At 67.4% G+C, this 18,773-nt stretch carries 25 protein-coding genes; 9 read left to right on the forward strand and 16 right to left on the reverse strand.

From position 1 onward, the window contains the following. The first annotated feature begins 12 nt into the window (after positions 1–12). Positions 13–594 (forward strand): acyloxyacyl hydrolase, encoded by a 582-nt coding sequence (locus IB230_RS13930; protein WP_192273213.1) that lies wholly within the window; start codon positions 13–15, stop codon positions 592–594. Between the two features lie 125 nt (positions 595–719). Here the strand turns inward: IB230_RS13930 and IB230_RS13935 are convergent, their stop codons facing one another. After that, positions 720–1,268: a lipocalin family protein gene (locus IB230_RS13935; RefSeq protein WP_192273215.1), complete on the reverse strand. Its 549-nt coding sequence runs from the start codon at positions 1,266–1,268 to the stop codon at positions 720–722. A gap of 112 nt (positions 1,269–1,380) precedes the next feature. Then, positions 1,381–1,734, reverse strand: coding sequence for a BON domain-containing protein (locus tag IB230_RS13940; RefSeq protein ID WP_192273217.1), 354 nt, complete (start codon positions 1,732–1,734; stop codon positions 1,381–1,383). A 170-nt stretch (positions 1,735–1,904) separates the two neighbouring features. Here IB230_RS13940 and IB230_RS13945 point away from each other — a divergent pair, with 170 nt between their 5' ends. Continuing rightward, the gene (locus tag IB230_RS13945; RefSeq protein ID WP_192273219.1) at positions 1,905–2,945 is read left to right on the forward strand and encodes an oxidoreductase; all 1,041 of its coding nucleotides are present in this window, start codon (positions 1,905–1,907) and stop codon (positions 2,943–2,945) included. 154 nt (positions 2,946–3,099) lie between these two features. On the opposite strand, the gene IB230_RS13950 is transcribed toward IB230_RS13945, so the two are convergent. The 3 genes from IB230_RS13950 to soxR all read right to left on the reverse strand — a co-directional run bounded on the left by IB230_RS13950 (position 3,100) and on the right by soxR (position 4,827). Continuing rightward, entirely contained in the window at positions 3,100–3,690 is a 591-nt protein-coding gene (locus IB230_RS13950; RefSeq protein ID WP_192273221.1) for an HAD-IB family hydrolase, read from the reverse strand. 12 nt (positions 3,691–3,702) lie between these two features. After that, positions 3,703–4,296 (reverse strand): DUF2059 domain-containing protein, encoded by a 594-nt coding sequence (locus tag IB230_RS13955; protein WP_192273223.1) that lies wholly within the window; start codon positions 4,294–4,296, stop codon positions 3,703–3,705. A gap of 66 nt (positions 4,297–4,362) precedes the next feature. After that, on the reverse strand, positions 4,363–4,827 hold the full coding sequence (gene soxR, locus IB230_RS13960) for a redox-sensitive transcriptional activator SoxR (RefSeq protein WP_192273225.1): 465 nt from the start codon (positions 4,825–4,827) through the stop codon (positions 4,363–4,365). A gap of 67 nt (positions 4,828–4,894) precedes the next feature. Here soxR and IB230_RS13965 point away from each other — a divergent pair, with 67 nt between their 5' ends. Both IB230_RS13965 and IB230_RS13970 read left to right on the forward strand, forming a co-directional pair. Next, positions 4,895–5,467: an NAD(P)H-dependent oxidoreductase gene (locus tag IB230_RS13965; RefSeq protein WP_192273227.1), complete on the forward strand. Its 573-nt coding sequence runs from the start codon at positions 4,895–4,897 to the stop codon at positions 5,465–5,467. A 50-nt stretch (positions 5,468–5,517) separates the two neighbouring features. Beyond that, positions 5,518–7,365, forward strand: a complete 1,848-nt coding sequence (locus IB230_RS13970) for an ABC transporter ATP-binding protein (protein ID WP_192273229.1) — start codon at positions 5,518–5,520, stop codon at positions 7,363–7,365. A gap of 72 nt (positions 7,366–7,437) precedes the next feature. Here the strand turns inward: IB230_RS13970 and IB230_RS13975 are convergent, their stop codons facing one another. From IB230_RS13975 to IB230_RS14005, 7 genes are all read right to left on the reverse strand, one after another. After that, positions 7,438–7,866, reverse strand: coding sequence for a hypothetical protein (locus tag IB230_RS13975; protein ID WP_192273231.1), 429 nt, complete (start codon positions 7,864–7,866; stop codon positions 7,438–7,440). A 76-nt stretch (positions 7,867–7,942) separates the two neighbouring features. Then, positions 7,943–9,232, reverse strand: coding sequence for a sorbosone dehydrogenase family protein (locus IB230_RS13980; RefSeq protein WP_343227345.1), 1,290 nt, complete (start codon positions 9,230–9,232; stop codon positions 7,943–7,945). A 94-nt stretch (positions 9,233–9,326) separates the two neighbouring features. Continuing rightward, entirely contained in the window at positions 9,327–9,521 is a 195-nt protein-coding gene (locus tag IB230_RS13985; protein ID WP_192273235.1) for a CPXCG motif-containing cysteine-rich protein, read from the reverse strand. Beyond that, a complete protein-coding gene (locus IB230_RS13990) occupies positions 9,521–9,808 on the reverse strand; it encodes a DUF3247 family protein (RefSeq protein ID WP_192273237.1) in 288 nt (95 codons plus the stop codon). Before IB230_RS13990 ends, IB230_RS13985 begins: the two co-directional genes overlap by 1 nt. Before the next feature lie 64 nt (positions 9,809–9,872). After that, entirely contained in the window at positions 9,873–10,550 is a 678-nt protein-coding gene (locus IB230_RS13995; protein ID WP_192273239.1) for a type 1 glutamine amidotransferase domain-containing protein, read from the reverse strand. Positions 10,551–10,608: 58 nt separating this feature from the next. After that, on the reverse strand, positions 10,609–11,517 hold the full coding sequence (gene gnd, locus IB230_RS14000) for a phosphogluconate dehydrogenase (NAD(+)-dependent, decarboxylating) (RefSeq protein WP_192273241.1): 909 nt from the start codon (positions 11,515–11,517) through the stop codon (positions 10,609–10,611). 99 nt (positions 11,518–11,616) lie between these two features. Continuing rightward, entirely contained in the window at positions 11,617–12,315 is a 699-nt protein-coding gene (locus tag IB230_RS14005; protein ID WP_192273243.1) for an alpha/beta fold hydrolase, read from the reverse strand. Positions 12,316–12,433: 118 nt separating this feature from the next. Between IB230_RS14005 and IB230_RS14010 the strand changes: the two genes are divergently transcribed. After that, positions 12,434–13,324 (forward strand): TIGR01777 family oxidoreductase, encoded by an 891-nt coding sequence (locus tag IB230_RS14010; protein ID WP_192273245.1) that lies wholly within the window; start codon positions 12,434–12,436, stop codon positions 13,322–13,324. 70 nt (positions 13,325–13,394) lie between these two features. Further along, positions 13,395–13,868 carry a GNAT family N-acetyltransferase gene (locus IB230_RS14015; protein ID WP_192273247.1) on the forward strand — a complete coding sequence of 158 codons (474 nt, stop codon included), beginning with the start codon at positions 13,395–13,397 and terminating at the stop codon, positions 13,866–13,868. Positions 13,869–13,896: 28 nt separating this feature from the next. On the opposite strand, the gene IB230_RS14020 is transcribed toward IB230_RS14015, so the two are convergent. The 3 genes from IB230_RS14020 to IB230_RS14030 form a co-directional block, all read right to left on the reverse strand. Continuing rightward, positions 13,897–14,799: an alpha/beta hydrolase gene (locus tag IB230_RS14020; protein ID WP_192273249.1), complete on the reverse strand. Its 903-nt coding sequence runs from the start codon at positions 14,797–14,799 to the stop codon at positions 13,897–13,899. 38 nt (positions 14,800–14,837) lie between these two features. Next, on the reverse strand, positions 14,838–15,230 hold the full coding sequence (locus IB230_RS14025; protein ID WP_192273251.1) for a low affinity iron permease family protein: 393 nt from the start codon (positions 15,228–15,230) through the stop codon (positions 14,838–14,840). Between the two features lie 90 nt (positions 15,231–15,320). Continuing rightward, positions 15,321–15,668: a response regulator gene (locus IB230_RS14030; protein ID WP_192273270.1), complete on the reverse strand. Its 348-nt coding sequence runs from the start codon at positions 15,666–15,668 to the stop codon at positions 15,321–15,323. 126 nt (positions 15,669–15,794) lie between these two features. Between IB230_RS14030 and IB230_RS14035 the strand changes: the two genes are divergently transcribed. The 3 genes from IB230_RS14035 (at position 15,795) to IB230_RS14045 (ending at position 18,082) form a co-directional block, all read left to right on the forward strand. Further along, on the forward strand, positions 15,795–16,181 hold the full coding sequence (locus IB230_RS14035) for an MmcQ/YjbR family DNA-binding protein (protein ID WP_192273272.1): 387 nt from the start codon (positions 15,795–15,797) through the stop codon (positions 16,179–16,181). Between the two features lie 130 nt (positions 16,182–16,311). Next, positions 16,312–16,725, forward strand: coding sequence for a VOC family protein (locus IB230_RS14040; RefSeq protein WP_192273274.1), 414 nt, complete (start codon positions 16,312–16,314; stop codon positions 16,723–16,725). A 91-nt stretch (positions 16,726–16,816) separates the two neighbouring features. Beyond that, positions 16,817–18,082, forward strand: coding sequence for an RNA polymerase sigma factor (locus IB230_RS14045; RefSeq protein ID WP_192273276.1), 1,266 nt, complete (start codon positions 16,817–16,819; stop codon positions 18,080–18,082). 16 nt (positions 18,083–18,098) lie between these two features. On the opposite strand, the gene IB230_RS14050 is transcribed toward IB230_RS14045, so the two are convergent. Beyond that, positions 18,099–18,617, reverse strand: a complete 519-nt coding sequence (locus tag IB230_RS14050; RefSeq protein WP_225589517.1) for a DUF1993 domain-containing protein — start codon at positions 18,615–18,617, stop codon at positions 18,099–18,101. Between the last annotated feature and the right edge of the window lie 156 nt (positions 18,618–18,773).

Here is an 18,773-nt window from a genome sequence, read left to right on the forward strand (position 1 = left end):
CGAGTGTCGTCCGTGCCCGCTGTACATCCTCTTTCCCCCGTCGCCTCCTCCCTCTCCTACCCGCTTCCGCGCGCCGCTTCCCGCCTGGCGCTCTCCGCGCTGTTGGCCGTCGCCAGCACGCAGGCCCTGGCCGCCGAACCGCGCACCGCCTGGTACGTGCAGGGCGGCGTGGCCGAAGACGCGCAATCGCTGACCGTCGGCATGAGCCGCGACTGGCGTTGGGAGAAGCAGTACCGCTATGGCCATATCAGCGGCCAATGGCAGGGCGAGGTGGGCCGCTGGCACAGCGACAGCGAGAACAGCACCCAGGTCGGCTTGTCGCCCGCGCTGCGCTGGCGCCCGAACGGATGGAGCGACGGCTGGTTCGTCGAGGGCGGCATCGGCGTCAACGTGATCTTCCCGAAGTACGACACGAAGAAGAAGGAATTCAGCACCACCTTCAACTTCGGCGACCACATCGCGCTGGGCAAGCGCTTCGGCGCCAGCGACCAGCACGAATGGTCGCTGCGCTTCCAGCACTTCTCCAACGCCCGCATCAAGCGGCCGAACCCGGGCGAGAACTTCCTGCAGTTCCGCTATACGCACCGGCTCTGACGCTATTGGTTTCTGTAGGAGCGACACACAGGTGAAGCCACCCTGTGCAGATCGCGCCTCATGGCGCATCCAAGCGGTTCATTCATGCGGTCGCGACTTACGTCGCTCCTACAGTCGCGTCCGCGCTACCGCAGCGGCGCCGCCATGATCAACGGCTTCAGGTCGTAGCCCATCGTCTCGGCCTTCGCCTTCAGCTGCTCGAACTGCGCGCGCTCCATGGTCGGCTCGCGCGACAGGATCCACAGGTACTCGCGGTCCGGCTCGCCCACCATCGCCCACTGGTAGTCCGGGTCCAGCGCGATCACCCAGTAGTCGGCCCATACCATCGGCACCCACGACAGCCAGTCCGGTGCGAACCGCACTTCCAGGCGGCCCGGATATCCCTCGACCGGACGGGCGACGCCCCGGGACTGGTCCATGCTGCCGTCCTTGGTCTTGCACGCGTTGAGCACGCCGATCTTGCCGGGTGCGTCCAGCGAGTAGCGCGCGGTGATGTCGCCCACGCACTGGCGCTGGAAGAACATCGGCAGGTGCGCGATCTCATGCCACTGGCCGGCATAGCGGGAGATGTCCAGTTGCGGCACGGAGGTGACCGGTTCGGCCGCATGCGCGGACAGCGTCGCGGAGGCCATCAGTGCGATCACGGACAGTCGGGGCAGGCATCGGCGGCGCATCGGTCACTCCCTGGCGATTGAATCGACGGACGACATACGTTCCAGACAGAGAAGCGGATGCACCCTGCGCTGGAGTGCATCCGCTTCGTGCCACACACGCTTGGACGGGTGCTTAGCGCGCGGCGAGGGTCAGGCCACTGGCCTCGACCGACTTCACGCCCTTGATCTGCTTGGCGACGGTGACCGCCTTGTCCTTCTGCGACTGGTTGGCGACCGCGCCGGACAGCGTCACCACGCCGTCGACGGTTTCGACCTTGATGTCGAGGCCGGACACGTTCTCGGTGGCGAGCAGATCGGCCTTCACCTTGGTGGTGATCCAGGTATCGGTCACCGGCTGGGTCGAATCGTTCTGCGCATTCTCTTCCGGTTCGTTCGGCGGATTGGCCGCCATGACGTGCGAGGCGGAGAACAGCAGCGCCGTCGACAGGGCGGCGGCAAGCAGCGAACGGGTATGCAGAGCTTTCATGATCTTTCTCCTGGTCGTGTTGCAGTCCGAGTGTCGGCGCGGCCTCGTACAACATGCGTGAAAAAGAGCGTGTCGTTCAGGCCGGTGTTGCGCGGGATTCATGCACGTGCACACCGGATCAACGCGCCGCTTCCCGTACCATGGGTGCCTTCCTCCCGGATCCGCCGCGCATGGCCACCTCCCTCAACGTTGCGCTGGTCGGTTATGGCTTCGTCGGCAAGGTGTTCCATGCACCGCTGATCCAGGCGACGCCCGGCCTGCGGCTCCACACCGTGGTGTCGCGCGATGCCGCCAAGGTGAAGACCGACTGGCCGGCGGTGCAGGTCGTCCGGGATGCGCACGCAGCGTTCGCCGATCCGCACGTGGACCTGGTGGTGATCGCGTCGCCGAACGACACGCACGCGCCGCTCGCGATCGCGGCGCTGCGCCAGGGCAAGCACGTGGTGGTGGACAAGCCATTCACCGTCACGCTGCGCGAGGCGCATGACGTGATCGCCGCGGCGGACGCGGCGGACCGCCTGGTCAGCGTGTTCCAGAACCGGCGCTGGGATGCGGACTTCCTCACCGTACGGCGGCTAATCGCCGATGGCGAACTGGGCCGCGTGGCGGAGTTCCATTCGCACTTCGACCGGTTCCGTCCCGTCGTGCAGGACCGTTGGCGCGAGCGCGACGAACCCGGTGGCGGTCTCTGGTACGACCTCGGCCCGCACCTGCTCGACCAGGTGGTGCAGCTGTTCGGGCTGCCGGAAGCGATCACCGCCGACATCGCGCGCCTGCGCGACGGTGCGCAGGCGGCGGATTACTTCGACGTCACGCTGCGCTACCCGAGCCATCGCGCCATCCTGCACGCGTCCACGCTGGTCGCCGGCAACGGCCTGCGCTTCGCGGTGCATGGCACGCAGGGCAGTTATCTCAAGCATGGGCTGGACGTGCAGGAAGACCAGCTACGGGCGGGCATGGTGCCCGGCACGCCCGGCTGGGGTATCGACGCCCGGTCGGGCGAAGTCGTGCAGGAACGCGACGGGCGCCTCGTGACGGACATCGCCCGCGCCGAGCACGGCGATTACCGGGCGTACTACGCCGGCATGCGCGACGCGATCCTGCAGGGCGGCCCGGTACCGGTGACATCGCAGCAGGCGCTGGAGGTCATGCGGCTGATCGAAATGGGGACCCGCAGCAGTGAGGAACGCCGGGAGATCGCGTCGGACTGAAGCCTCCGCGCGTCCGCGATTTCCGGCGTGGGAGCGACGTAAGTCGCGATGGACGATCGCGGCGGCCCATGGCCTGCCTTTCGACAGATTCCCTTTGCATGGATCAGAAAGCATCGCGACTTACGTCGCTCCTACACCCACTATCCCTTGGCCCTCACGCCATCACGCGCCCGCGATACGTCCGGTGATGGGCCATCGCCAGCATCGCCAGGTCTTCGTGCGTATCGCCATAGGCGTGCACGGCGGCGTAGGCCTGCGGATCGCACAGCGCGCGCACGCGACGCACCTTCTCCTCGCCGACGCATTGCGCGCCGGCATAGCCGGTAATGCGTCCGCCGCGCTCGGCCAGCACCGAGCAGGCGAGCTCGACACCTTGCGTCGCGCACCAGGGTGCCAGATAGACATCCAGCCCACCCGACACGATGACGATGCGATCCCCGCGCTCGCGGTGCCATTGCAACCGCGCCATCGCATCCGTTCGCAGCACAGCGGGAAGCACATCGCGTGCGAAGGTCTCGCCCTTCCCTCGCAGGCACGCTGCGTCCACGCCGCGCAAGCCCACCTGCACGATGCTGGCCCGCGTCGGATTGCCCGCCACCCAGCCGCGTCGATAGCCGAACACCACCGGCGCCAGCAGCACGCCACCGGCCAGCAACCGGGGGCGCGCCACCGCATAGCGCATGAAATCCGGGAACGTCTCGCGCGTGGTCAGCGTGCCGTCAAAATCGAACAGGGCGAGATCCATGGGCGCCGATGGTCAGTGTCGTTCGACGCGCATCCTGCCGCGTGAGGCGGGTGTGATTTCCTCGATCAGCTTGTGAATAGCAGGCTCGAGCGTCTTCATGCGCACCTGCATGGCTTCCATCGAGTGCTGAATCACCAGCGGCTGCTTCCTGATCAGCGAACGGCCCGTCGGCGTGCGATAGAACGCCAGCATGTCCCGTACTTCCTGCTCGGTGTAGATCTTCCGGTAGACCTCGATCAAGGCGGGCGCCATCGCCTCCCAGCTCATCTCCGACCTGAGAAACGCCGACAGTCGGGCGTGGCGATGTCGCGCCTGCACGTCATCCGCCGTGGGTGCGCTACCTTCGCCCTCCGGCGCCTGGTCGTACAACGACATCATCTGCGTGTATACCTGGTCTACCAGCTTGTCCGCCTCGGTCGCCAACAGCAGCTCGCGGATCGACGCCTCGGTGGCGGGTTGCGGATCCGACGCGACCGCAATCCCGGGAAAACCAAGCAATGCGGCCAGTATCCATGTCTTCATGTCGCTCTCCTTGACGGTGCCCTGGAACAGCAAACGATCCGCATGCTCGCGTACTACGCAGGATCTCCGCATGCGGATGCCCATGCCCTGCGCGACCGGTCCCTGCCGGCCACCGCGATTCTAGCCACGAAGCAACGCTGCCGCGACGGCTCAGTCCACCGCTTCCAGCAGGCGGGCACCCGGACCGTCATCGCCCAGTTCGTCCCAGGGATTGCGCAACGGGCAGACCTTCAACGACAGGCATCCGCAGCCGATGCAGCCATCCATCTGGTCGCGCAGCCGGGTAAGGCTGGCGATGCGTGCGTCGAGCGCCTCACGCCAGCGCACGGAGAGCTTCTTCCAGTCCGCCGCCGTGGGTGTGCGGTTTTCTGGCAACGCCGACAGTGCGGCCTGGATCTCGGCCAGCGGAATGCCGGTACGCTGCGCCACCTTGATCACCGCGACCCGGCGCAGCACTTCTCGCGGATAGCGACGCTGGTTGCCCGCATTACGCCAACTGTGGATCAGTCCCTTGGCCTCGTAGAAGTGCAGCGTGGACACCGCCACGCCCGCGCGCGCGGCCACCTGGCCGACGGTGAGCTCCGTTTCGATGGGGGGATGCTGTTTTCCCGGCATGGCGCATTGACCTCAAGAATGGTTGAGGTTCTACCCTGCCCTTCCTGTTCCCGCAAGCCGCTTTGCAATGTCCGATCCCCTGCACCTGGCGCTGTTGTACGGCAGTACGCGCGAAGGCCGCTTCTGTGCCACCGTCGCCGACTGGCTGCGCACGCAACTGGAACGGCGCCACGACTACACGGTCGATGCGATCGATCCCGCCCTGCTCGACCTGCCGCATCGCCATGGCGGGGTGCCCAGCGCCGACCTGGTGAACCTGCAACAACGCATCTGGCGCGCGGATGCCTTCGTGGTGGTGGTGCCGGAGTACAATCACGGCTATCCGGCGGCGCTGAAGTTCGTGATCGATTCGGTCCAGGCACACTGGCAGGCCAAACCGGTCGCGTTCGTCGCCTATGGGGGCCACAGCGGAGGTGTCCGCGCAGCGGAGCAGCTGCGCCAGGTGTTCTCCGGCCTGCATGCCGTGCCGGTCCGCGACGGCGTGTACTTCACCCAGGCGTGGGACCGCTTCGATCCACGCGGCAGACCGCACGACGCCGATGCCAGCGAACGCGCCGCCCGGCGCATGCTGGACCAACTGGCCTGGTATGGGCACGCGCTACGACAGGCGCGCGCCGCCTGGCCTTATCCCGCCGGCTGACGCCGGCAAATTTTCTTGCGCGGAACGACCGCGCCACGATGGACCGACCGATGTTCCGATTCTTCGAAACCCGCATCAACCCCTATCCGAAGGGCGAGCCGACCACCCCGCCACGCAAGCTGCTGCCGTTCCTGCTGCACTACTCGCGGCCGCTGCTGCCGTGGCTGATCGTGATGTCGGTGCTGACCGGCGTGATCTCCGCGCTGGAGATCACTTTCTTCGATTACATGGGCCAGCTGGTCGACTGGATGGGCAGCACCGGCCGCGACAGCTTCCTGTCGGTGCACGGCGAGAAGCTGCTCCTGATGGGCGTGCTGGTGGTGGTGGCGTACCCGCTGCTGATCCTGGTGCAGTCGCTGGTCATCCACCAGACCATCTTCGGCAACTATCCGATGATCGCCCGCTGGCTGTCGCACCGCTATCTGCTGCGGCAGAGCGTGGGCTTCTTCCAGGACGAATTCGCCGGCCGCATCTCGCAGAAGGTCATGCAGACCGCGCTGTCGATCCGCGAGACGGTGATGAAGCTGATGGACGTGTTCGTCTACGTCGTCGTCTACTTCGTCGGCACCGTGGTGCTGGTGGCGCAGGCCGACGTGTGGCTGGTGCTGCCGCTGGTGGTCTGGCTGGTCAGCTATCTGGTGCTGGTGTTCCATTTCGTGCCGCGCCTGCAGAAAGTATCGATGGCGCAGTCCGATGCGCGCGCGCAGATGACCGGCCGCATCGTCGACAGCTACACCAACATCCAGACCATCAAGCTGTTCGCCCATACCATGCGCGAACAGGACTACGCCCGCGGCGCCATGGACGAGTTCATGGTCACCGTGCATGCGCAGATGCGCCTGGTCACCCAGCTGACGGTCGCCCTGCACACGCTCAATGCCTTCCTGCTGGCCAGCGTGGCCGGCGTGGCGATCTGGGCGTGGCTGCAGTCGTCGATCTCGATGGGCGCGATCGCCGTGGCCATCGCACTGGTGATGCGCATCCGCTCGATGTCGGACTGGATCCTGTGGGAAGTGGCCGGCCTGTTCGAGAACATCGGCACGGTCGAGGACGGCATGGGCACGCTGGCGCAGCCGCTGGCGATCGCCGATGCCAAGGATGCGAAGGACCTGGACGTCAGCCAGGGCGAGATCCGTTTCGACCACGTCCAGTTCCACTACGGGCGCGAGGCCAAGGTGATCGACGACCTGTCGCTGGTGATCAAGCCCGGCGAGAAGGTCGGCATCGTCGGCCGCTCGGGTGCGGGCAAGTCGACGCTGGTCAACCTGCTGCTGCGCTTCTACGACGTGGAAGGCGGTCGCATCCTGATCGACGGGCAGGAGGTTTCGCACGTCACCCAGGAGTCGCTGCGCCGGAACATCGGCATGGTCACCCAGGACACCTCGCTGCTGCACCGTTCGATCCGCGACAACATCCGCTACGGCCGCCCCGACGCGACCGAAGCGGAGCTGCTGGAAGCCTCGCAGCGCGCGCATGCGGACGAGTTCATCCAAGGGCTGACCGATGCCAAGGGCCGCAGCGGCTACGACACCCAAGTGGGCGAGCGCGGCGTGAAGCTCTCCGGCGGCCAGCGCCAGCGCGTGGCCATCGCCCGCGTGCTGCTGAAGGATGCGCCGATCCTGGTGCTGGACGAGGCGACATCCGCGCTGGATTCGGAGGTCGAGGCCGCCATCCAGGAGCAGCTGTACGCACTGATGGAAGGCAAGACCGTCATCGCCATCGCGCACCGCCTGTCGACCATCGCCGTGCTCGACCGCCTGATCGTGATGGACGGCGGCCGCGTGATCGAAAGTGGCAGCCACGAGGAACTGCTTCAGCAGGATGGCCTGTATGCCGCCCTGTGGCGCCGCCAGTCCGGCGGCTTCATCGGCGTGGATCTGGAAGACGTGGACGCGTAAGCCGGACCGACTGCGCAGGGACAAAAAAAGCCGCCGGGAAACCGGCGGCTTTTCTTTGCGCTGAGACGAAACTCAGGACAACCAGCCCCGTGCCTTCGCCTTGTTGGCGTACCACAGCAGGAACAGCGCGATCACCACCAGCACCGCTGGCATGACCAGTCCGGCCGCGCCATAGGCCGCCCAGGCAGGCGTCACCGTGAACGCACCGATCATCTGCACCAGCAGGGCCACCAGCGACAGCACGAACATCGTCGCCGCCCAGCGCTTCCTCATCAGCAGGCCGATGCCACCCAGTACGCCGGCGAACACCGCTACCGCGAACGCGATGTTGAGCCAGCCGGGCGTGTTCTCATACACCTGCCGCTGCGGCTCGGTCATCAGCGCCAACTGCTCGCTGCTCATGTTCACCTGGATGTACCACATCGCCACGCCGATCAGATTCCAGACCAGCGCGAACACCGCGACGATCCAGTAGCCCACCGAACGCTTCGTACCTGTCATGGTCGTCATCTCTCCCCTCCCCAGGGTCATTGTGGGACCGGGACGGAGCATAGACCCCCGCGCCGCGATACGCCCGTTACGGTCCGCCGGCCGGCGCCACGCGCCAGATCACGTTGCCGACGTCATCCGCCATCAACACCCCGTTGCGTGCGTCCACCACCACGCCGACCGGGCGTCCGCGCGCGTTGCCATCGGCGTCCAGGAAGCCGGTCAACACGTCCACCGGCGCGCCCTGCGGGCGGCCGTCGACGAAACGGACGAACGCCAGCTTGTAGCCGGACGGTTCGCGCCGGTTCCACGAGCCGTGCTCGCCGATGAAGGCGCCGCCCTGCAGCGCCGCCGGCCAGCCCACACCGTCATGGAAAGCCAGGCCGAGCGCGGCGACATGCGCACCCAGCGCGTAGTCGGGCGCGATGGCGGACGCGACCAGGTCCGGCCGTTGCGGCTCGATGCGGGTGTCCACGTGCTGGCCGTAGTAGCTGTACGGCCAGCCGTAGAACGCGCCCTCGCGCACGGACGTCAGGTAATCCGGCACCAACGCGTCGCCGAGTTCGTCGCGTTCGTTGACCACGGCCCACAGCGTGCCGCTGGCCGGCTCCCACGCCAGTCCCACCGGATTGCGCAGGCCACCGGCGAACACGCGGCGCGCGCCGGTGGCGATGTCCACCTGCAGCACCGCGGCGCGGTCGGTTTCCATCTCCATGCCGTTCTCGCCAACATTGCTGTTGGATCCCACGCCGACATACAGGTGCTTACCATCCGTGCTGGCCAGCAGGCTTTTGGTCCAGTGGTGATTGAGCGGCCCGCCCGGCAGGTCGACGAGTTTCATCGGCCTGTCAGTGCTGCGCGTCTGCCCGTCGCGGTACGGCACGCTGACGATGGCATCGGCGTTGGCGATGTACAGCCGGCCATTCACCAGCGCCATGCCGAACGGCGACATCAGGTTGGAGAGGAAGACCTCGCGCACTTCGGCTATGCCGTCGTGGTTGGCGTCGCGCAGCAGGGTGATGCGGTTGGCACTTGGGGTGGCGGCGCCGGCCTTCTTCATCGTGCGCTTCATGAACCAGGTGCGCAGGCCCTTCTTCTCCGCCGGTTTGGGCGGCGCGTTGGTCTCGGCGACCAGTACGTCGCCGTTCGGCAGCACGTACAGCCAGCGCGGATGGTCCAGCCCGCGCGCGAAAGCGGTGACGGCCAAGCCTTGCGCGGGCGTCGGCGCCGTTCCTTCCGGCCAGCCGACCGCGGGCGCCACATTGACCGTCGGAACCCAGCGTTTCTGCGGGGCCGGCAAGGTCGGTTGTGGGCCGGTCTCGGCCGGCGACTGCGCATGTCCGGAACACGACAGGCAGCCCAACAGCAGCAGCGGCATCAGGCAGCGGATCGGGTTCATCGCGTGCACTCCGGATGGCATGCGGCGAGCCTAGGCACGATGGCGCGAACGCGGCGTCAACCCGCGCGCACGGCTAGGCCTCGTCCTGCCTCCACGCCACCACGTCCACGCTACCTTCTTCGTCCACGCTCACCCGCACTTCGATCGGCTTGCAGCAGACGTGGCAGTCCTCGACGTACTGCTGGTCGCCCGCGGAGTCGTCCACCACCAGCGTGATGGTTTCTCCGCAGTAAGGGCACGCGATGTCGGCAGAAGGGAGATGAGGCATCAGAACGTACCCAGGGCCGTCACCGTGACGATGCGGTCCAGCCACAGGTAGTGCGCCACCTGTGGGCGATGGCGGTCATCGATGCGCACCACGGCATTGAAGCCCTCGTGGCCGTCGGTGTCGCGGAACACCTGCACGGCAGGCCGTACGGCGACGGTGCCGGTGATGCTGCCGCCATCGTTGAGGTCCAGCCGTACGACGGCTTCGTCCGGGAGCTGCAGGATCATGGCCTCCAGACGGGCGATGTCGGCCTGCTGCGTATACAGATGCGGGGGCGCCTCGGTCATGACCCACCTCCGTGCTTGCCTGGCGACCACGCTACCCCCGCGCGGGTAACAGTGCGTGAATGCGTCAGCGCAACAGACGCAGCACGTCCTCGGCCGCTTCGGCGGACGACGCCGGATTCTGCCCCGTCACCAGCCGGCCATCGGTCACCACGTACGACTGCCACGGCGCACCGCGCTCGTAGCGCGCGCCATTCTTCTTCAGTTCGTCCTCCAGCGAGAACGGCACCACCCCGGCCAGGCCCACTGCGGCTTCCTCCTCATTGGAGAAGCCGGTGACGCGCTTGTCCTTCACCAGCGGCTCGGCCAGCGCGCCGCGCGCGTGGCGCAGTACCGCAGGACCGTGGCACACCGCGGCCAGCGGCTTGCCGGCGGAGAACGTCTGCTCGATCAGGCGCAGCGAATCCTGGTCTTCGGCCAGGTCCCACAGCGGCCCGTGTCCACCGGGATAGAAGACGGCATCGAACTCGTCGTCCACCACGTCCTTCAGCTTCTGCGTGGCGGCCAGTGTGGCCAGCGCATCGGCATCCTCGTTGAAACGCACGGTGGCCGCGGTCTGCGCATCGGGCGCATCGCTCTTCGGGTCCAGCGGCGGCTGCCCGCCTTTCGGCGAGGCCAGCACGATCTCCGCGCCGGCGTCCTTGAACACGTAGTAAGGCGCGGCCAGCTCCTCCAGCCAGAACCCGGTCTTTCGCCCGGTGTCGCCGAGGCGGTCGTGCGAGGTCAGCACCATCAGGATCTTCATCGGCGGCTCCTCCGGTCGGAGCCGCCACCCTAATCGTGCCTGCGATAAGGCCGGGTGATTAACCCTGCTTCTTGACCGCGTGCCCGCCGAACTCGTTGCGCATCGCCGACAGCAGTTTGTCGGCGTAGGAATCGTGCTCGCGCGAACGCAGGCGTTCCAGCAGCGACATCGTGATCACCGGTGCCGACACGTCCAGGTCGATCGCCTCGGCCACCGTCCAGCGGCCTTCGCCGGAGTCGGACACGAACGGTGCGATCCCGGCCATGTCCGGATTCTTCTGCAGCGCATTGGCGGTCAGGTCCAGCAACCACGAGCGCACCACGCTGCCGTGGCGCCAGATCTCGGCGAGCGCGCCGAGGTCGAAGTCCATCGCCTCCTTCTTCTTCAGGATGGCGAAACCCTCGGCGAAGGCCTGCATCATTCCGTACTCGATGCCGTTGTGGATCATCTTGGCGAAGTGGCCTGCGCCGCTCGGCCCCACATGGCCCCAGCCGGTCGACGGCGTCGGCGCCAGCGTGGCGAACACCGGCGTCAGCGTCTTCACCGCCTCGGCGTCGCCGCCGATCATCAGGCTGTAGCCTTCGGCCAGGCCCCACACACCACCGCTGGTGCCGCAGTCCACATAGCGGATGCCGGCGTCGCCGAGGTCCTGCGCGCGACGCTGGCTGTCCTTGTAGTTGGAGTTGCCGCCATCGATGACGATATCCCCGGCGGTGAGCAGGGGACGCAGCTGCGCCAGCGTGTCGTCCACCACCTGACCGGCCGGCACCATCAACCACACCACGCGCGGCGACGGCAACGCAGACACGGCGTTCTGCAGGCTGGCGTGCGGGACGATGCCGCGGGTTTCGGCCTGCTGGCGCGCCGCCTCGCCCGGATCGTAACCGCGGACCGTGTGGCCGCCGCGCACCAACCGTTCGGCCATGTTGGCGCCCATGCGCCCCAGTCCGATCATCGCCAGTTCCATGTGTACTCCCGTGGGTTCAATCGAAAATGAAAGAGGTCGCCATTGTCCGCCATCGGCCGTCGGCACGCGTGCAGGCGCGTGCGCGATGCCGGCGGCGCGTCACACCGCGGTCAGCCAGTCGCGCAGTACGGCTGCGGTTTCCTGTGGTACTTCCATCGGCGGCAGGTGGCCGCAGCGGGCGAACACGTGCAGCCGCGCGCCGGGGATGCGCTCGTGCATCAGCCGGGTCTCCTCAGGTAGCGTCATGCGGTCGTCCTCGCCCACACCCAGCAGGGCGGGCACGGTGATGGCAGGCAACAGCGGCAGCGAATCGGGCCGGTCGATGATGGCGCGCTGCTGGCGCAGGAAGGCATCGCGCCCGACGCGTTGCGCCATCGCCATGACCTCTTCGCCTACCGTGCCGTCCACGCGACTCTCGTGCACCAGTTGCGGCAGCAGCTTGCGGGTGACCCCGGCGAAACGGCCCGATTCGGCCATCGTCAGTCCGGCCCGCCGCACGGCCAGCCGCTTCGGCGGGTCGAGCCGCGCACTCGTGTCCAGCAGCGCCAGCTTCGCCACCCGCTGTGGCGCCTGGCGCAGGATCTCGAATGCGACGTAGCCGCCCATCGACAACGCCGCCAGCGCGAACACCGGCGGCGCCGCGGCCAGCACGCGCGCGGCCATGCCGGCGACGCTGTCGTCGCGCGTCAGATCGCCGTGGTGAATGTCGGCGACGTCGGCCAGCGCCTCGGCGGGATCGCGCCACAGGCGCGCGTCGCAGAGCAGGCCGGGCAACAGAAGCAGGGGATGTGGCGGCATGTGCGTAGTGTAGTGGGCGCAACCGCAGCTGACCGGCGGTCGGCACCGACGGTCCGTTCCACGTCCGCAACACGCATCACGCCGTACGCTGCACACTCCTCCGTCCTCGACCTCCTGCATGCACGTCCTGCTGACCGGCGGCACCGGCTTCATCGGCCACGCACTCTGCGGGCATCTGCTGCGGGCGGGGCACGCGCTGAGCGTGCTGACCCGCGATCCCATCCGCGCTCGCACGCAGGTGCCAGCATCCGCACGCGCCCTGGTCAGCCTGGACGACGCGCGCGATGTTGAGGCGGTGGTGAACCTGGCCGGCGAGCCGCTGATGGCCGGCCGCTGGAATGCCGAGCGCAAGGCCGAGTTCCGCCGCTCGCGGCTGGGCACCACGCAGGCGCTGATGACGTGGATGGCGCGGCAGTCGGTGCGTCCGCGCGTGCTGGTGTCGGGCTCGGCCATCGGCTACTACGGCCCGCGCGACGACGAGGCGCTGGACGAATCCGCCGCCCCCGGCGACGACTTCGCCGCGCAGCTGTGCCGCGACTGGGAAACCGAAGCGATGCAGGCCGAAGGCCTGGACGTGCGCACGTGCCGGCTGCGCACCGGCATCGTGCTCGCCGCCGACGGCGGCGCGCTGGCCAAGATGCTGCCGCCGTTCCGGCTGGGCGCAGGTGGACCGATGGGCGACGGCCGCCAGTGGATGAGCTGGATCCACCGCGACGACCTGGTGCGGATGATCGCGTGGCTGCTCGACAGCGACCGCGCCGGCGGCGCCTACAACGGGACCGCGCCCGAACCGGTGACCAACCGCGTCTTCGCCCGCACGCTGGGCAAGGTATTGCATCGTCCCGCCGTGCTGCCGACCCCTGCTTTCGCGCTGAAGGCGGGTTTCGGCGAGATGGCGCACCTGCTGCTGACGGGCCAGCGCGTGCTGCCGGCGCATGCGCTGGCCGAGGGGTTCACGTTCCGCTTCCCCGTACTCGAAGACGCGCTTCGCGACCTGCTGCCCGGCTGACCGGCAACCTCGTCGACATCGCCACCTGCGGCGACGTCATACTGGCGCCGTGCCCACCTCTTCGCCCTGTATGCCCTCGCCCACGCTACGCCCTTATCGTTCCCACGACGCGCCCGTCCTGACGGATCTTTATGCACGTTCGGTCGTGCACTACGGGCCACGCGCCTACAGCGCGGAACAGGTCGCAGCGTGGGCGACGCTGGCGACCGTCGAACGGACCGCAACACGGTGTGCCGACGGACGCTACGTGCTGGTTGCCCAGGACGATGCCGGCGGAGTGCTGGGCTTCGGCGACCTGGAAGCGGACGGCCACCTGGATTTCCTCTACGTGGCGCCGGAAGCCGAGGGCCTGCGCGTCGGTTCGCTGCTTTACACCGCGCTGGAAGACCATGCATTGAGACTGGGGTTGTCGAGGATCTTCGTCGAGGCCAGCGAGCTGGCACGCCCGTTGTTCGAACGGCGCGGTTTCGTTGTTCTGGGCCGCAACGACCTAGTGCTGGATGGCGTGGCGATCCACAACTACCGAATGGAGAAGCGATGGTGACGCGGCGACTCATGCCGCAACCTGACGCTCATTCCTCCTGTCCTCCGGCGATGCCCTGCCCCGCACCGCGCAGGAACTCTGGCAGGTAGTCACGGCCTTCGGCACGCAGGCTGTGGTCGGCGCCGGGATATACGACCAGACCAATGTTCTTCTTGCCCGCCGCGTGTGCCGCACGCACGACTTCGTGGCCGGACGCCACCGGGACGCTGCGGTCGCGCTCTCCCATGGCGATCAGCACCGGAATTTCCAATGCCAGATAGTCGATCAGCGGCACGTGGTCGAAGGTGTCAAACCAGTACCGGTACGGGTGGCCCAGCCACGTCATGTCGGCGCTGTCAGGATGGCGCGCGATCTGCTTCCACGCGGCCTCCACCGCATCGGCACCCATGAGCGAGGACAGGTTCTCGCGCATGCTCCATCCACCGTCGCCAATGACCACCAGATGGGTCACGTCGGTACGTGCCCGCGCCACGCGGGCCGCGATTGCGCCGCCTTCGGACCCACCTACCAGTACGATCTTCTTCCAACGCTGCGGCTGCTCCTCCAGCGTCTGCGAGATGAACGTCATGTAATCCGCCGTCCACTGACGCGGTGTGTTGTGCCGGTTGAACGCGGCCGAACACGTCGCGCCCCCACCATCGCCGATCGCGCCCTCTTCTACGTGGCGCTTGTTGAGCGCCACGTACCGCGCATCAATACCCAGCCCATCGGCAAGCGTGGGCAGCCAGTAACGACCCAGGTCCGCGCAGCCGGACCCGCCGTATGTAAACACCAGGGTGTCCAGGGTGGATGTATCGCCACGCACGACCTCGTGGTAGGTCGCCTCACCGCCCTCGGGGAAACGGAACGTTCCCACACTCGGCACCGACTGCGCCAAAGCCATTGCGGGCCACAGAATCATCGCCAGTACCACGCGCGCCACCAGGCTCATATCGTGTCTCCATCCCTGGCTATCGCCACGTGCCGCGATCATCGCACTTTCCGCACCTGCTGCATCTCGCGCGCCTTTCGCGCCATGTCTTCGTAGTGTGCACGCAGGTCGTCGAGCTCCTTCTCTTCCAGTTCCTCCAGGTCCAGCAGCGCGTTGTTGGCGCTGCGCGAGACGCGGATCAGCTCGTCCAGCTTGATCTGCATGGCTTCCGTGTCCCGGTTCTGGGTGCTCTGGATCAGGAAGACCATGAGGAACGTGATGATCGTCGTGCCGGTGTTGATGACCAGCTGCCAGGTATCGCTGAAGCCGAATAGGGGTCCGCTGATCGCCCACACGACGATGGTGCCGAGCGCGAGTGCGAAGCACGCTGGCCGGCCGGTGAAGGTGGACGCCTTTTTGGCGAGGCGGGTGAAGGCGGACTGGGTGGCCATGGCGCGCTCCGTGGCGGGTGTTCCTGCAGTGTCGCCGATCCGCCCGGAACGGGGTGACGGTCTTCTTGCACCGATCCACGATGCCGCCAATTACCGCGGCGACAGCACGTCCAGCAGCAACGGTACGCTGAAGGGCTTGGTCATCAGCAGCGTGCCGGTCGGCAGGTCGCTCATGTGCTCGCGCGCGTGGCCCGACACGACGCACACGGTGACGCCGGGCTGCAGGCGCCGGGCTTCCGATACCACCGCTGCTCCCGTAACGCCGGGCATGTCGTAGTCGGTCACCACGCAGTCGTAGCGCTGCTGCTGCAGGAACGCCTGCGCCGTAGTGCCGCTGGAGGCCTGGGTGACGCGATGGCCGGCCAGTTCGAGGGCTTCGGCCACCATGGTGCGGTGCCTGTCGTCGTCATCGATGTAGAGGATGGTGAGTTCGGTCATGGACCGACTTTGCGGCAGGACGGTGCGAACCCGGCGTGAAATCGCATCGGACATCGAGGGCAGTCGCTGACCGCAAGCGCGTCGCGGTCACGTCATGCGACCCCGATCCCGGCGTAGCATGCCCGCATGGATGTCGCCGCGCTAAAACGCCATTGCCGTTCGCTGCCGGGCAGCGTCGAACAGCTGTACGCCGAGCCCGCCAACATCCTGACGTATGCGGTGGGCGGCAAGCGCTTCGCGTACTTCAAGACCAGCGAGCCGGAGCGCTGGCGCTTCAGCTTCAAGGTGGCGCCGGAGCGGCTCCTGGAACTGACCGACCAGCCCGGCATCAAGCCGGCGCGCTGGCTGGGCATCCACCGCTGGATCACCGTGGTGGACGTGGCCTCTGTGCCGACCACCGAGCTGAAGGCGCTGGTGGGCTGGTCCTATGGCTATGCCTGGGACCGGCTGACCCGGCGTCAGCGCGCGGCGATCCTGGCCGATGCACCCGAGGCCGGCGACCCCATCCGCTGAAGGACCGATCCGTCGAACGAATCCCGGCCTGCCATCTGTCGAATCCGGGACTGCCGGTTCGTCGACTGCAGGAAGACCACCCCGGCGCCGTGCCCTGGCGCCCTGTCATCACCCACCCAAGGAGCACGACATGAACGTCAATCCCTACCTGATCCTCAATGGCGACTGCGAAGCCGCGTTTACTTTCTATGCGCAGGCCACCGGCGGCGAACTGGGGCCGCTGATGCGTTTCGACGGCACCGAGGGCTGCGAGGACATGCCGTCCGAGTACAAGCAGAAGATCATGCACACGCACGTGATGTTCGGGCAGACCGTGCTGATGGGGTCGGACAATCATCCCAACTATCCCTACGAGGGCGTGAAGGGCTGCTCGGTGTCGCTGTCGGTGGACAGCATCGCCGATGCGGAACGCATCTTCGGCGCGCTGTCGGCCGGCGGCCAGGTGACCATGCCGCTGGCGCAGACGTTCTGGGCGGTCCGCTTCGGCATGCTGGTCGACAAGTTCGGCGTGCCGTGGATGATCAACTGCGAGAAGGATGCGTGATGCCCGCGTGGGGATGTCGTGTGCACGCTGACACCCCTGCCCGCTGCACTGCGGCTTTCACCCGCCGCAGTGCCGTGGTCTGATGCGCGGCATGTCGAGCTCCCCCACCCATCGCGCGATCGACGCCGTCTGGCGCATCGAATCTGCGCGCGTGATTGCCGGGCTGGCGCGCATGCTGCGCGACCTGGACCTGGCCGAAGAGCTGGCGCAGGACGCGCTGGTGATCGCGCTGGAGACCTGGCCCCGTGACGGCGTGCCGGACAATCCAGGGGCGTGGCTGATGACCACCGCCAAGCGCCGCGCGATCGACCGCCTGCGCCGGCTGCAGTTGCTGGACCGCAAGCACGAGGAACTCGCGCGCGAACTGGACGACGCGCACGAGGAGCGCCGTGCGCGCGACGAAGACGCGCTTGACCACGATATCGACGACGACCTGCTGCGGCTGGTGTTCGTGTCGTGCCATCCGGTGCTGTCGATGGAGGCTCGCGTGGCGCTGACGCTGCGCCTGCTGTGCGGGTTGACCACGGACGAGATCGCACGTGCGTTCCTGACCTCCGAGCCGACCGTGGCGCAACGCATCGTGCGGGCGAAACGCACGCTGGCCGATGCCGACGTGGCCTTCGAAGTTCCACGCGGCGACGAACTGCAGGAACGCCTGGCCTCGGTGCTGGGCGTGGTCTACCTGGTCTTCAACGAGGGCTATTCGGCCACCAGCGGTGACGGCTGGATGCGCCCTGCATTGTGCGAAGAGGCGTTGCGCCTGGGCCGCATGCTGGCGGCGCTGGCGCCGCACGAGCCCGACGTGCACGGCCTGATCGCGCTGATGGAAATCCAGGCCTCGCGCCTGCCCGCGCGCGTCGGCAAGGACGGTGCGCCGGTGCTGTTGCTCGACCAGGACCGTGGCCGCTGGGACCGCCTGCTGATCCAGCGCGGCCTGGAGGCGCTGTCGCGCGCCGAGCGACTGGGCGGTGCATTCGGCCCGTATGCGTTGCAGGCCGCCATCGCCGCCTGCCACGCGCGTGCGCACATCGCCGAGGCCACCGACTGGACGCGCATTGCGACGCTGTATGCCGCACTGGCGCAGGTGAATCCGTCGCCCGTGGTCGAACTCAACCGTGCGGTGGCGGTGTCGATGGCCACCGGCCCGGCCAGCGCGCTACCGCTGGTCGACCGGCTGCTCGACGAACCTGCGATGAAGCACTACCACCTGCTCCCCAGTGTGCGCGGTGACCTGCTGTTCAAACTGGACCGTCGCGATGAAGCGCGCGCGGAGTTCGAGCGCGCGGCGGGCATGACGCGCAACGAACGCGAACAGGCCCTGCTGCTGGCGCGCGCGCAGGCGTGCGTCGCGGGATGACACCCGCAATACGCGATCAGGCGGCGGGCCCGAGGTAGTCCAGCTTGCCCAACGGCACGCCGTGGTGGCGCAGGATGGCGTACGCGGTGGTGACGTGGAAGAACAGGTTCGGCAGCGCGTGGCCGAGCAGATAGCCACGCCCGTCGAAGTGCAGGTCGCCGCGCGTGCGCGTGGACAGGGTGACCGCGCGCGTTTCGCTGCCCTGCAGCGCGGTCTCGTCGAACGTGCGCAGGTAGCCGGCGATGGCATCCAGGCGTGCGTACAGTTCGTCGAACGTCGTTTCCACGTCCTCGAAGCGCGGCGATTCCACACCGGCCAATCGCGCCGCACCGAACTTCGCCGTGTCGGTCGCGATCTGCACCTGCCGCAGCAACGGCAGCATGTCCTCGTACAGACGGGCCTGCAGCAGCGCAGCCGGATCCTCACCACGGCCACGGGCATGCGCCTCTCCCTTTTCCAGCACATGACGGAGGTTGCGCAGCGCGCGCAGGAACACGGGAACGGAGGCCTGGTACATCGACAAAGGTGCGCTCATGGGAGTGTCCGCAAACAGGTAGCGTGAGAATAGTCGCCACCGCGGACCGTGATTAGCGGGTCATCCCGGGAGAGTGCATCCCACCGCCACGTGCCCGGTCGTCCGCCACGACGCGACAGCGGGTCTGGGGTAGGATCGGCGCCCCCTCTGCTGCCG

Source organism: Pseudoxanthomonas sp. PXM01 (genome assembly GCF_014851815.1).
GTDB lineage: Bacteria > Pseudomonadota > Gammaproteobacteria > Xanthomonadales > Xanthomonadaceae > Pseudoxanthomonas_A.